Source organism: Aliiruegeria lutimaris (assembly GCF_900099935.1).
Taxonomy (GTDB): Bacteria; Pseudomonadota; Alphaproteobacteria; order Rhodobacterales; family Rhodobacteraceae; genus Tropicimonas; species Tropicimonas lutimaris.
Map to the genome: position 1 here is coordinate 23,470 of NZ_FNEK01000022.1, position 12,943 is coordinate 36,412.

Genomic DNA, 12,943 nt, shown 5'->3' on the forward strand with positions numbered 1-12,943 from the left:
AGGGCAACTCCATGACCCGTCCTGCATTCGATGCCTGGATCGCCGAGTTTCGACAGCGGGCTCTTCGGGCCGGGCTCTTGGAAGACGTGCTCGACAGCGCCTTGGCCGGACTGGAACCGAACGCTTCGGCAATCGAGAAGGACAGCAACCAGGCCGAATTCACGCGCCCGGTTTGGGATTATCTCGACATGGCCGTTTCGGCGGATCGGGTTTGTACCGGTCGGGTGGCGATGACAGCTAATGCCGCGCTGTTCGCCGGAATCAAGGCGCGTTTTGCCGTCCCTTCGGAGATCGTCGCCGCGATATGGGGTGTCGAGACGCGTTTCGGAGCGATACGGGGGGCGGAACCGGTCCTTCCGGCGCTGGCGACATTGGCTTGGGAAGGGCGTCGGGCGGCGTTTTTCGAAAGTGAATTGCTGGCTGCGCTGGAGATCCTTCAGGCCGGAGATGTCGGCTCTGAAAGGATGCTGGGAAGCTGGGCCGGGGCCATGGGCCACACGCAATTCATGCCCTCGACCTATCTGCAACATGCCGTGGATTTTGACGAGGACGGGCGCCGGGACATCTGGGGAGACGACCCGAGCGACGCGCTTGCCTCCGCGGCGTCCTACCTGTCGAAATCGGGTTGGGCCGATAGTCTGCGTTGGGGCGCGGAGGTTCGATTGCCGGATGGGTTCGACCTGTCCCTGACCGGCCGGCAGACATGGAAGCCCGTGCGGGAATGGCAGGCACTTGGCGTGGCGATATTCGAAACCGGCGCGCTGGCACAAACCGAACCGGCGGCGCTCTTGCTGCCTGCCGGCCATGCCGGCCCGGCCTTCTGCCTGTCCCGGAATTTCGAGGTTCTGCGCCGTTACAATGCATCGGATGCCTATGCGCTGGCCGTTTCCTTGCTGGCGGACCGTCTTGCGGGCCGTGGCGCCTTGCATCGGGAATGGCCGCGCGGGCTGCGCTTGCCCGACCGGGCGCAGCTTGCCGAGCTGCAGCGCCTTCTGACCGGGATGGGGTTCGATACGCAGGGTGCCGATGGTCTGGCCGGCCCCAATACGGCGGCGGCGATCCGCGCCTATCAGCGTGTCCATGCGCTGCCCGCCGACGGGTTCGCCACGCTGGACCTGCTGGACAGGATGCGAAGGAGCTAACCTATCTTCGGGGCGTTCTTGCTCTCCACGGGCCTCGACTCGTCGTTCCAGGTGATGCGCAGGTCCACACGGTTGGAGCCATCGGCCCGTTCGGCTCGAATGCGCAGGTTCAACAGCCCGTCCGGCTCCAGGGCAATCTCGCCATCCTCGTCGCTCAGAACCAGCTCGCCCTTGCCGATCCCCTTGGTCAGCGCTTCGAGCAGGGCCTTCACGGTCTTGCGTGTCTGCAAGGAGTCGTGGCGAAACTTGCCATCTGTCTTCATGCGATCTCCGCCTCCCAGTCGTGGCGCTCGGGATAGAAGTGCCTGGCCTTCGCATCGTCCGAACGCAGCCCGACCACATCCCCGCCCGGAAAGACAAGCGTCGCGCCACATCCCACCACCGTCAACCCCGCGCGCCGTCGCGAGACGCGGTCGGGCGTCGCATCGGCCTCGATCTGCGTCACCGTCATGTCTCGGCGAAAAGGGCCTGTCCGGCGTCGAAGAGCGCGTCGAAATCGAGCTTGCCCCGGATCTCGAAGATGTCCACGCCTTCCAGCGCATCGAGATAGCCCTGCGGGTCGGGCCGCTCGCCATCGGTCAGAAAGGCGCCCGTTGGTTTCTGATAGAACGGGCCGGGGCTTTTCATGATCGCGGCGAGCAGGTCCGGCCGGTCGGCAAGCATGACCGGTTCGACCGCCATCGGCGTATCGGAGTCGCGATGCCAGTTGAGCACCCAGAAATGGGTGAGAGGCCCTTCGAAACACACCCGTCCGGTGCCGTAGACCTGCCCGACATGCAGGTCGTGCTTCTCTTCCAGTTTCCACAATGCTTCCCCCGGCATGGCCGCCAGTTCGGCCCGCCGGACATTGTCCAGCATGCCGTGCAGTCGTGGATTGCCGTGGATCGTGCCGGGGTTGATCCTCGGCAGCTTGGGAATGCCGAGCGCATCGGGCGGGGTGCCCTTGCGCACCAGCAGCCTGTCGCCGGTGATATAGGCAAGCCCGTCTATATCCATCAGCCGCAGCACCGAGGTCGATTTTCCGCCGCCCGACAGCCCGGCAATGCCCAGCGAGCGGCGGCCATTGCCGAGGGCTGCGGCATGGCAGATCTGCCAGCCCTGCCGCTGGCAAATATTGAGAAACTGCGTGTTGACGAAGTTGATCACCTGGTTGGGGTGCTCGGCGGCCGGGCCGAAGGCGACCAGCCGCTCCGGGGATTGCACGAAGCTCACCCCGGTGCGGACCTTGTGGACCAACCGCCCGTCTTCAAGATCGAAGATCGCGTCCTTGCGCCCGGTCTTGCCCGGTTCGCGCGCCCAGTCGACCCAATCGGGCGCCGGGGTGAGGGTCTGGCCGTCAAGCACCTCGACAGTGGCATCCGGATTCCCCGGCGCGTCGAGTGCGTCGGAGAAATAATCCGCCAGTATACTGCGCAGCGGTTCGGCGCAGATGAGCGCCAGCCGCAGATGTCCCACCGCGAGGTGGATCGGCTCGGAACCGTCCAGCGCGGAAAAGTCCAGCCGGTCCAGAACCTCGTCCGTCCTCATCCGCGGATCTTTCCGATCACGTGATCGGCCACCAGTCCGGGCGCGTCGATGCCGCAGGCATATTTCGCGCCGCCATAGCCTCCGAAGGCGGAGACCTCGAAGACGATTGGCCCCTGCGGGGTAAGGGCGATATCCACCGTGGTAAAGGTTAGGCCAAACGGCTCTTGTGCCTTGCGGGCCATCTCGATCAGCTCCGCATCCGGCTCGAAGGGCTCGTATTTGCCGCCCGAGTCGATGGTCGTGTTCCAGGTGTTGCCCTGAGAAGCCCGCGCATAGGTGCCCAGGTACTCCCCGTCCAGGAAGATCAGGCCCAGATCCTTGCCCGACAAGTCCAGCTTCTTCTGGATATACATCACCGGGTTGTTCGAGGCGAAAGAGGCGATCTGGTTGATGGCGCGGAAGGAGTCTCCCTCGATCAGCGCCATTCCGCGCGCTTTGGTCGAGAAGAGCGGCTTGAACACGGCGGTGCCGAATTCGGCCGCTGTTTCAAGGGCGACCTCCGGGTCCTCGGTGATCACCGTCGGCGGGATCGGCACGCCGGTCGCGGCGAGCGTGACGGTGCAGGCCAACCGGTCGATCAGGCGGATGATGGCCTCCGGATCGCTGAAGACCTGCACGCCCCGGGCCTGCGCGTATCGCAGGATCTCCATCCGGTCGAGCACGTCCGGTTTGTAGATCTCGGAAATCTTCTTGATGATCAGCCCGTCGAGCTTGCACAGGTCGATATTGTCGTAGAGCATCGTGCCCCGCTCGAGGTCCAGCGTGACATGGCCCATGTCGATCACCAGCCGGAAACCGGTGCGTTCCTCGACCGCGTCGGCAAGCGCCTCGGTCGACCATTTTCCGGGGATACCTACGACCCCGATTCTCAAATCAGTCACTGAACAACTCCCTGATCGGCAATTTGAATCTGTTTTCCTTGCCTTCTGGACAGCTCAATACCCGTTCCAGAAGGAAACGCCCACGCAGGAACATCCGTCTTGCATGGGCCTTGTCGTAAATGAAGCGTGTAGAGGTCACGAAACTGCGGGCCAGCCCAAGCGCCAGGCGAAATTCGAAGCTCGTATCTTTCTGGCTGCGCGCGAATCTTGCCGCTATGGCGTGAAAATCCTCTGCCACGCGGGTGATGCGGTCGCGAACCGGCCCGTCCTGGATCTGCAGCCGGTAGTTCGAAACCATGAAGACCGACACGTCCTGAACGTAATCGGTATAGCGGGAGCGGTGCAGGTCGATGAAGCGGATTCTCTGTTCCGCGGGGTCGTAGATCACGTTGTCGATGTTGAAATCGCCATGGATATAGACCGAGAACGGCGCGGGCAGTGCCTTTTCCCGCGCGGCGGCTTGCCGCACCAACGCATCGAAGCCGGGCAGGGAGAGCCCGCCGAGCCGCACGGGGTGGGTTGCGAAATCGGGATGCACGCGGCGCACATCGTGCAAGCGGCCGGCAAGTTGGCGCATGGAGGCCATCTCGGCCGGCTCGTCCGTGCGGGTGCTCTTCCAGATATCGCGCAGGGTTTTCGCCAGCGCTTTCTGCGCCTCGGCAAGCCGCGTTTCGCTTTCGCCCAGCAGGATCTGCTCGAAGGTCTGGCCCGAGAGATGTTCGATCAGAAGCGCCGCCGACTGCCCGCGCTTCTCGTAGGACAGGATCCGCGGCGCGAGGCCAGGATAGATCGAATGCCAGGATTTCACCCCGGCGCGCTCTTCCCGGACCTTGCTCAACGCGCCATCCTTGAAAACGGCGTCGACATCGCCATCGCGCGAGCGCACCGAGGAAATGGCGCTGCCGGAGCGTGTCTCGGCCAGCGGTTCCAGCTCGACTGCTTCCTCCCGCGCATCATTGCCCGACAGGATCGAACGCAGGGTGAAATAGCGTTCGAACTGCACCGACTGTCCGATATTGACCGACAGGATCGCCTCGCTCACCGCTTGCAGCGCATCACCCATGCGGTGGATCTCGTTGGCGGCCAGCAGGCTGTTGGAGAGATCCTCGGTATGTTTGGAGCCGCGCATGTCGCGCGTATAAGTGCGGAACATCTGGTCGTAATGATCGTCCAGGCGGGTCTTGATCTGACCGATGGCGATGGCCTGCCGGCTGTCGCGCGCGTCGATCGCATCGGGTACGTCCGAGACGCCGCCACGCACCCGCTTGATCATCTTGGGATAGGCCTCGGGGCGCAGCAGAGACTTGCGACGCACCTGCTCGGCGTGAAACAGGCTGCGCCGGGCAAGCCGGCTCAACAGCTCCAGGTTGCGCGCGACCATGTCCATGTTCTGCAGCAGCAGCCGCTGCGACGGCCCCAGCTTGCGCGCGCCAAGCCCCTTCTGGGACGCGCTATGCACCCGGGTGCGCAGGTTGTCGGCATAGCCCGCGCGCAGCATGACCTTCTGTGCGCTGGCCGCGTCGGGGCGTTGGAAATAGTCCTGCACCGCCGAGAGCTGCCCATTGAGCTCGGCGCACAGGAAATGCAGGTTCTCGCGGATCGCCCGCGGAAGCTCAGCCATGGAAGCTCCCGAGATAGAAGGGCGCGTCCGGGTCGAGCAGGTAGGAGGCGAAACTCGGCCGGAACAGTTCCGCCTGTTCGATCGGATCGGCCCAGACCGTGTCTATCTGCGAGCGGTCCGGCTTGGGGCCGAGCCGGGGCGTGTAATCGGCCGGCAGTTCACAGGAGAACAGCGCCTCGATCTGGTGGCGCAGCCCGCCTTGCGTGGGTTTGTAGACTTCGGCCATGTGCAGCAGCGGCCCGACAGTCACCTCGGCGCCGATCTCCTCGAAACACTCGCGGGCAATACCCTGCGGCATCGTTTCGCCCATTTCCTGCGCACCGCCCGGCAGGGTCAGGAAATCCGGCTTGCCGGGGTGGCGTTTGACCTGCACCAGCAGTTTGCCCTGGCGGAAGATCACGGCGCGGACGGTTGCCCGGATCGGGGGAAGAAAGACGGTCGATGTCATCATCATTCGTCCATATAAATGTAACCGAACAGCTTCATGACAGAGCTTAACAGCCGCGGGGACCGACAGTGTCAGACCTGACCATTTCTCGCAATGCCGAATTCCCGGACCCGTTGCGCATTGCCCGCGCGAAGGCCTCGCCCAATCTCGGCCCGCGGCTGCTGTTCTTTACCGGGGGCAGCGCGCTCAACGACATCTCCCGCAGCCTCAAGCGCTATACTCATAATTCGGTGCACCTGATCACACCGTTCGACTCCGGCGGTTCCTCGCGGGTTCTGCGCGACGCCTTCGACATGCCGGCGGTCGGCGATCTGCGTTCGCGCCTCATGGCGCTGGCGGATGAGACCGATCTGGGCCAGCCCGATATCTTCGCGCTCTTCTCACACCGCTTGCCGGTCGACGTGCCGCGACAACAGGCGGCCGCAGAATTCGAGGCGATCCTGCGGGCTGAACATCCGCTCATGCAGGCGATCTCGCTGCCGATGCAGACGCTGATCCTGCAGCAGTTGGAGAGCTTCGTCGAACACGCGACCGGCGATTTCGACTTTCGCCGCGCCAGTATCGGCAACCTGATCCTGGCGGGCGGGTATTTCTCCTCCGGGCGCGAGCTGGAACCGGCGCTGTTCTTGATGTCGAAAATGGTCCACGCACTCGGAACCGTGCAGGCGGTGGCGGATGTGAACCTGCATATCGGCGCCGAGTTACAGGACGGAGGCAGGATTATCGGCCAGAAGGAACTCACCGGGAAGGAAGCCGCGCCTCTCAGCCAGCCCATCCGCCGGATGTTCCTCTCCGATGGCAGGAACGAACTTCCCGCCGAGGCCGTGCGCCTGCCCGAGCGGAACCGTCTGCTGATCGAGCGGGCAGATCTGATCTGCTATCCTCCGGGCAGTCTATATTCCAGCGTCATCGCCAACCTGCTGCCGGCCGGTGTCGGGCAGGCCGTGGCCGCGCGTGGCGTGCCCAAGATCTATGTTCCCAGCCTCGGTGTGGACCCGGAATGCAACGGCTCGGGCCTCGGCGATCAGGTGGGGGTGTTGCTGTCCGCATTGCGGGCCGATGCCGGGGCTGATTGCCCATCGGAGCGGTTGATGAGCGCGGTGATCTGCGATCGAGGCCGGCTTGGAGCGCAGGAAGCGCAGGAGATCGAGGCCCGTCACGGGGTGCCCTGCATCGCCGCCGATCTGGCGCAGGAAGAGCGGGCCGATCGCTACGATCCGGTCCGGCTCTGTGATGCACTGATTTCGCTGTGCTGACCCCGGGGGCTGCCGATGACCCGTGAACTCCTGCTGCTGCGAAACGGAAAGGCCGAGGCCACCCCACCCCGTGAGCTAAAGGATGGCGGCAAGCGGCAGGTTCAGCGCGTGGGCGTCTGGCTGCAGTCGCAGGGGTTGTTGCCGGATCATGTCCGTGCGGCCCCGAGTGAGCGCGCGAAGGTTTCGGCACAGAAGGCTCTCAAGGCGGGTGGGGCCAGCGCGGGGATCATCGCAAAGGACGCCCGCCTGAAGAGCCGTGCGCTCACGGATGTGCTTGCCTGCCTCGCCGATATTCCGGTGGAGGCAAGGCGTCCGATGATCGTGGCGCATCGGAAGCTGCTGGAGCGGCTCGCCCGCCACCTGAGCGGCGATGCGCGCCTGTGTCTGCCAACCGGAACGCTGCTGCGGCTGGCCCTGCCCGACGACTGGACGTCGCTTCCGGCCGGATGTGCCGAGATCCTGGAACTGCTGCACCCCGAGAGCCTGCCCGAACGGTTTCCCTTTCCCGGGCCGGGTGGTCCGGAATGGCGCGACAGGCCGGCCTATTACTATCGGCAATCGGCCGTGATCCCGTGGAGGCTGGAAGGGGACGCGCTGCGGATTCTCGTCATCACGTCGAGCAAGCGCAGTCATTGGGTCGTGCCCAAGGGTATCCACGAGCCCGGCCTGAGCGCGCAGGCTTCCGCCGCGCATGAGGCCGAGGAAGAAGCGGGCGTTTTGGGCGAGGTCGGCGAGGCGCCGCTGGGGGAATTCACGGTGGAAAAATGGGGCGGGGTCTGCCGGGTGTCCGTCTACCCGATGCGCGTGACGGAAATATTCGATCAGGAGACGTGGGAGGAAAGCCATCGCAGCCGCCTCTGGGTCTCGCCCGAAGAAGCCTTGCAGCATCTCAAACATGATGGTCTGAAGGAGATCGTCAGGCGTTTCGCGGATGCGTTTTCCGCGCGGTGACGGGCACCCTGCGGCACGGCGGAACCTGTTGGAATCGCGCCATTGGGTCCATGTTCGGACCGGCGGCCAGAGGAGGTGGAAGATGGCAACGATGCGTCATGGCGGACAGATCCTGATCGACCAGCTCAAGCTGCGCGGTGTGCGCCGCGTGTTCTCCGTGCCGGGTGAGAGTTTTCTTGCCGCACTGGACGGGCTGCATGAGAGCGGGATCGAGAACATCGTCTGCCGGCACGAGGGCGGCGCTGCGATGATGGCCGAGGCGCATGGAAAGATGACCGGCACGCCCGGGATCCTCTTTGCGACCCGCGGCCCGGGCGCTACGAACGCCTCCGCCGGTCTGCACGTCGCGCAGCAGGACTCGACACCGATGATTGCTTTCATTGGCCAGATCGCGCGCGGACACAAGGATCGCGAAGCCTTCCAGGAAGTCGATTTCCCGGCCTTCTTCTCGCCGCTGGTCAAATGGGCGGCGGAGATCCGGGATACCGAACGCCTGCCGGAATATATCGCCCGCGCGTGGAACGTTGCCTGTTCGGGGCGTCCCGGCCCGGTGGTGCTGAGCCTGCCCGAGGACATGCTCTCCGCGTCTGCCGAGGTGCCGGACCTTGCGCCGCCGCAACCCGCGCCGCGCGCCGACTACACCGCGTTTGCCGAAACCGTTCTCAAGCGCCTGCGCGGGGCGCTCCGGCCGCTGGTCGTGGTGGGCGGCTCCGGCTGGTCGCGGCAGGCCGCGCAGGATCTTCTGACCTTCGCCGAGACCGCGGACCTGCCCGTCGCCGCCACCTTCCGCCGGCAGGATTACATGGACAACCGGCATGACAATTACGTGGGCGATCTCGGCGTGGGCATGAACCCGGCGCTCGGGCAGCGGTTGAAGAATGCCGATCTGGTCCTGGCCCTGGGAACCCGCCTCAGCGAAACCGCGACGGCGGGCTATACCCTGCTCGACCCGGTATCTCCCAGCCCGCGCCAGCGCCTGATCCATGTCCACCCGGACCCCGACGAGCTAGGCCGGGTACACCGCGCCGATATGGTTCTGGCGGCGCCGGTCGCCGATGTCTTGGAACACCTGGCCGCCAATGCGGTGCCGCTTGCCAATAGCCGTATCTGGACGTCCGAGGCTCGCGCCGACTATGAGATCTGGCAGAAGCCGCAGCCAAGCCCCGGCGCGTTGCAACAGGAACACATCGTCTCCTGGCTGTCCGCGAACCTTCCCCCGAATGCGATCCTGACCAATGGTGCCGGCAACTACGCCGCCTGGCTGCATCGCTATTTCCGCTTCAAGCGGTTCGGAACCCAACTCGCCCCCACTTCCGGTTCCATGGGCTACGGGCTGCCGGCGGCGATCTCGGCCAAGCTGGAACACCCTGACCGCACCGTCATCTGCATGGCGGGCGATGGCTGCCTGCAAATGACGGTCAATGAGCTGTCCACGGCGGCCCAATATGGCGCGGCGGTGATCGTGCTCGCGTTCAACAATGGCCGTTACGGAACGATCCGCGCCCATCAGGAGCGCAAATATCCCGGCCGGGTCAGCGGGACGGAGTTGTTCGTGCCTGAGCTTCCGGCATTGGCGCGGGCCTATGGCGGCTGGGGCGCCACGTTGACCCGCAACGAGGAATTCCCCGAAGCCTTCGCCGAGGCGCAGGCCGCCGGCACGCTCGCCATTCTAGACCTGCGTCTCGACCCGCAGGCCCTCTCGCCCTCGATGACCCTCGACCGGGCCCGCGCACTCGGTCAGGAGCGCAATGCTGGCTGAGCTGGTTCAGCCGCAGGAGATCTGCGTGATCCGGCCATTCCCGTCCGTGTAGAAATTCACCCGCATGGGGTTGTATTCCTGCGTAACGATATCGGTTATCGCGACGACCCGGTGGGGCACCGACAGGCCGGCCGCCGAAACATCGGTCGCGGTCAGCCCGCGATATTGCTGGTAGTTCTCCAGCTTGCAGGTATCGGGCAGCCGCTCGGTCAGCCCATCGGCGCCACCTTCGATAGTCTGATCGTAGGGATCTTCCTCGATCGCCTCGACTCCGGCACCGAAGGTCGGGCTCGTCGCGCTTTCGTTGAGCGGTGTCGCCGTCACGGGATCGGACATGAACATGTCTTCGCTGATCGGATCGTTCGTGCTGCTTTCGCAACCTGCCAGCGCCGCCAGCGAAATTGCCATGACCAGAATTCTCGTCTTCATAACTTCCTCGCAGTTGCAAATCGAAGGCGCATCGCCCACGGTTTGGTCGCAGTCTAACGAGAGGAAACGGCAATGAAAACGCGCGCCGCTGTGGCAATTGAAGCGGGAAAACCCCTCGAAATCATGGAAGTCAACCTGGAAGGGCCAAAAACCGGCGAGGTTTTGGTGGAAATCAAGGCCACGGGCATTTGCCACACGGACGAATTCACCTTGTCAGGGGCCGATCCGGAAGGCCTGTTTCCGGCGATTCTCGGCCATGAAGGCGCGGGCGTGGTTCTCGAATGCGGCCCCGGGGTGACCTCGCTCAAACCCGGCGACCACGTGATCCCGCTTTACACGCCCGAATGCCGGGAATGCGAGTACTGCCTCAACCCCAAGACCAATCTCTGCCAGTCAATCCGCGCGACCCAGGGCCAGGGACTGATGCCCGACGGCACCTCGCGTTTCTCCACCCTCGATGGCGATCCGATCCTGCATTACATGGGTTGCTCGACCTTCTCGAACCACACCGTCCTGCCGGAGATCGCGCTGGCCAAGGTCAACCCGGACGCGCCTTTCGACAAGATCTGCTATATTGGCTGCGGCGTGACCACCGGCATCGGGGCGGTAATCAACACGGCAAAGGCCGAAATCGGTTGCCGGGCTATCGTATTCGGCTTGGGCGGCATCGGCCTGAACGTCATCCAGGGGCTTCGTCTGGCCGGGGCCGACCAGATTGTCGGCGTTGACATCAATCCTTCGAAAGTCGAGATGGCCACGCGCTTCGGCATGACCGATTTCGTCAACCCGGCCGAAGTTGAAGGCGACCTCGTCCCCTATCTCGTCAATCTCACGGGCGGCGGTGCCGATTACACCTTCGATGCCACCGGCAACGTGAATGTCATGCGCGCCGCGCTCGAATCGGCGCATAAGGGCTGGGGCGAATCGATCATCATCGGCGTTGCTCCCGCCGGTGCCGAAATCTCCACGCGTCCCTTCCAACTCGTAACCGGCCGCGTCTGGCGCGGTACGGCCTTCGGAGGTGCGCGTGGTCGGACGGACGTGCCGAAGATCGTCGACTGGTACATGCAGGGCAAGATCGAGATCGACCCGATGATCACCCACATGCTGAGCCTTGACGAAATCAACAAGGGGTTCGATCTGATGCATGCCGGCGAGAGCATCCGCTCCGTCGTCGTCTACTGACTAGAAGTATCCCGGGGGTCCGGGGGCACTCAGCCCTCGGTCCTCCGCTACCAACCGGAGCCCACATGCCCGATCAACGCCCTCTCCTCGCCATCCTCATCGACGCCGACAACACCTCCCCCCAGAACGCGAAAGCAATCTTCGACGAGATCGCCGCCTATGGCGAAGCCTCCGTCCGCCGCGTCTATGGCGATTTTTCCTCGCCTCAGATGAAAGGCTGGTCCAAGGTCCAGGCGGAGTACGGCCTCGTTCCCTTCCACCAGCCTGCCAACACCGTTGGCAAGAACGCCTCCGACATCGCGCTGGTCATCGACGCGATGGACCTGCTGCATACGGGCCGGTTCGATGGCTTCGTCCTCGTTTCCTCCGATAGCGACTTCACCCGGCTGGCCAGCCGCATCCGCGAACAAGGGCTCGATGTCTACGGCATCGGCCGGCAAAAGACGCCACAAGCTTTCCGTCAGGCCTGCAAGCGTTTTATCTTTATCGAAAATATCTCCGGTTCCGAACCGGATACGGCCGAGAAAACGTCCCGGTCAGCGCCCGCAAAGTCGCATCCGCTCACCGAGGCACGTGATCTCATTCTCAAGGCGATGGACGGGATCGATCAGGATGACGACTGGTATACGCTTGGCCAGCTTGGCCAGTTCATGACCGCTGCCAATCCCGATTTCGACACCCGAACCTATGGCAAGAAAAAACTCTCCGAGTTGGTCCAGGCGATCAAGATATTCGAGACCCGCCGCAGCCCCTCCAATCAGCTCCAGGTGCGCCGGCTGGACTAGTTGATGGGACGGGGAGCAGACGGAATTGCCGAGCCAGCGGACATCCGATCAGTTTCTTGGGTGAAGATTGGGGGCGCTGCCCCCAAAACCCCGGGATATTTCCGGTCAGAAGAAGAGAGGTAACAAGACAGACTTCTTCTGACAGAAAATATCCCCGCCGGAGGCGCGATCCATCGGATCGCTTTCGCGCTCTGGGCGCGTGCCTTCGAATGTCGGTTCTTTCAGAGCCTGTCTCGGCAAGTCGCGTCTCTTTATGTATCTGCGAAAAGCGGTCAGCCTCACACCCCGTAGCGCGCCAGGAACATCGCCACCGCGCCATTCGCGACCCGCGCCTTCTCGGCTTCGGTGACGTCCCGGCAAAGCCCCATCAGAAGCTTGGGATGAAGGTCTACCTTGCACAGTTCGGTGAACTGGTCGGCGGCAAGCTCGGGGTCCTCGATACGCAAGGTTCCGCGGGCATTCGCCTCGCGGAAATACTCGATCAGCACCGCGCGCGACTTGGCCGGCCCGCCTTCCCAGAATTCGCGGCCCAGATCGGGAAAGCGTTCGGACTCGGCCACGACGATGCGGAAGACCGCCCGCCCGAATTCCGACAGGTAGAAGCCCATCATCCGTTTGGCCGCGCCGCGCAGGACCTCCTCTGGCGGCAAATCGGGGTTGATGCTCTGGATGCATTCCTCGGCCTGCCGCTGGCACTGGCCGGTCGCCACTTCCATGAAAAGCAGCCGTTTGTCGGAGAAATAGCTATAGAGCGTCGCCTTGGAGACACCTGCCGCACGCGCGATATCATCGACGCTCGCGCCTTCGAACCCGTCGCGCATGAACACCTGTTGCGCCCCTTCGAGCACTTGGTCGAATTTGCGCCCACGCTTGATCAGTCCGGGTTCGGCATTCATTTGGATTCCTCCTTCTGCATATGTAAACCATACAGTTCAGTTCATGCAAGTTTTCCGAATGAC

Annotated in this window: 14 protein-coding genes; 6 read left to right on the top strand and 8 right to left on the bottom strand. The window is 63.7% G+C overall.

From position 1 onward, the window contains the following. The first annotated feature begins 11 nt into the window (after positions 1–11). Positions 12–1,142, top strand: a complete 1,131-nt coding sequence (locus BLR85_RS12055; protein ID WP_093156007.1) for a lytic murein transglycosylase — start codon at positions 12–14, stop codon at positions 1,140–1,142. On the opposite strand, the gene BLR85_RS12060 is transcribed toward BLR85_RS12055, so the two are convergent. The 6 genes from BLR85_RS12060 to BLR85_RS12085 are packed head-to-tail and all read right to left on the bottom strand — an operon-like array spanning position 1,139 to position 5,619. After that, positions 1,139–1,405: an amphi-Trp domain-containing protein gene (locus BLR85_RS12060; RefSeq protein ID WP_093156010.1), complete on the bottom strand. Its 267-nt coding sequence runs from the start codon at positions 1,403–1,405 to the stop codon at positions 1,139–1,141. The two genes, BLR85_RS12055 and BLR85_RS12060, sit on opposite strands and share 4 nt — an antisense overlap. Next, a complete protein-coding gene (locus BLR85_RS12065) occupies positions 1,402–1,593 on the bottom strand; it encodes a hypothetical protein (RefSeq protein WP_093156012.1) in 192 nt (63 codons plus the stop codon). Before BLR85_RS12065 ends, BLR85_RS12060 begins: the two co-directional genes overlap by 4 nt. Beyond that, positions 1,590–2,669, bottom strand: a complete 1,080-nt coding sequence (locus tag BLR85_RS12070; protein ID WP_093156015.1) for an HprK-related kinase B — start codon at positions 2,667–2,669, stop codon at positions 1,590–1,592. Before BLR85_RS12070 ends, BLR85_RS12065 begins: the two co-directional genes overlap by 4 nt. Next, complete coding sequence (locus BLR85_RS12075; RefSeq protein ID WP_093156017.1) at positions 2,666–3,550, bottom strand: GAK system ATP-grasp enzyme; 885 nt, start codon at positions 3,548–3,550, stop codon at positions 2,666–2,668. Before BLR85_RS12075 ends, BLR85_RS12070 begins: the two co-directional genes overlap by 4 nt. After that, positions 3,543–5,171 carry a phosphotransferase gene (locus BLR85_RS12080; RefSeq protein ID WP_093156020.1) on the bottom strand — a complete coding sequence of 543 codons (1,629 nt, stop codon included), beginning with the start codon at positions 5,169–5,171 and terminating at the stop codon, positions 3,543–3,545. The genes BLR85_RS12075 and BLR85_RS12080 overlap by 8 nt, the downstream gene beginning before the upstream one ends. Next, positions 5,164–5,619, bottom strand: a complete 456-nt coding sequence (locus tag BLR85_RS12085) for an NUDIX domain-containing protein (RefSeq protein ID WP_212635084.1) — start codon at positions 5,617–5,619, stop codon at positions 5,164–5,166. Before BLR85_RS12085 ends, BLR85_RS12080 begins: the two co-directional genes overlap by 8 nt. A 68-nt stretch (positions 5,620–5,687) precedes the next feature. On the opposite strand from BLR85_RS12085, the gene BLR85_RS12090 reads away from it, so the two are divergent. The 3 genes from BLR85_RS12090 (at position 5,688) to BLR85_RS12100 (ending at position 9,585) form a co-directional block, all read left to right on the top strand. Next, positions 5,688–6,875: a GAK system CofD-like protein gene (locus BLR85_RS12090; protein WP_093156026.1), complete on the top strand. Its 1,188-nt coding sequence runs from the start codon at positions 5,688–5,690 to the stop codon at positions 6,873–6,875. Between the two features lie 15 nt (positions 6,876–6,890). Continuing rightward, entirely contained in the window at positions 6,891–7,826 is a 936-nt protein-coding gene (locus BLR85_RS12095) for an NUDIX domain-containing protein (RefSeq protein ID WP_093156029.1), read from the top strand. A 91-nt stretch (positions 7,827–7,917) separates the two neighbouring features. Continuing rightward, positions 7,918–9,585 carry a thiamine pyrophosphate-binding protein gene (locus BLR85_RS12100; protein WP_093156144.1) on the top strand — a complete coding sequence of 556 codons (1,668 nt, stop codon included), beginning with the start codon at positions 7,918–7,920 and terminating at the stop codon, positions 9,583–9,585. A 6-nt stretch (positions 9,586–9,591) separates the two neighbouring features. Here BLR85_RS12100 and BLR85_RS12105 read toward each other — a convergent pair whose 3' ends face one another. Then, positions 9,592–10,014: an I78 family peptidase inhibitor gene (locus BLR85_RS12105; protein ID WP_093156032.1), complete on the bottom strand. Its 423-nt coding sequence runs from the start codon at positions 10,012–10,014 to the stop codon at positions 9,592–9,594. 72 nt (positions 10,015–10,086) lie between these two features. Here BLR85_RS12105 and BLR85_RS12110 point away from each other — a divergent pair, with 72 nt between their 5' ends. Both BLR85_RS12110 and BLR85_RS12115 read left to right on the top strand, forming a co-directional pair. After that, positions 10,087–11,199 (top strand): S-(hydroxymethyl)glutathione dehydrogenase/class III alcohol dehydrogenase, encoded by a 1,113-nt coding sequence (locus tag BLR85_RS12110; protein ID WP_093156036.1) that lies wholly within the window; start codon positions 10,087–10,089, stop codon positions 11,197–11,199. A gap of 65 nt (positions 11,200–11,264) precedes the next feature. Beyond that, the gene (locus BLR85_RS12115; RefSeq protein ID WP_093156039.1) at positions 11,265–11,984 is read left to right on the top strand and encodes an NYN domain-containing protein; all 720 of its coding nucleotides are present in this window, start codon (positions 11,265–11,267) and stop codon (positions 11,982–11,984) included. A 278-nt stretch (positions 11,985–12,262) separates the two neighbouring features. Here the strand turns inward: BLR85_RS12115 and BLR85_RS12120 are convergent, their stop codons facing one another. Next, a complete protein-coding gene (locus BLR85_RS12120) occupies positions 12,263–12,880 on the bottom strand; it encodes a TetR/AcrR family transcriptional regulator (protein ID WP_093156041.1) in 618 nt (205 codons plus the stop codon). Between the last annotated feature and the right edge of the window lie 63 nt (positions 12,881–12,943).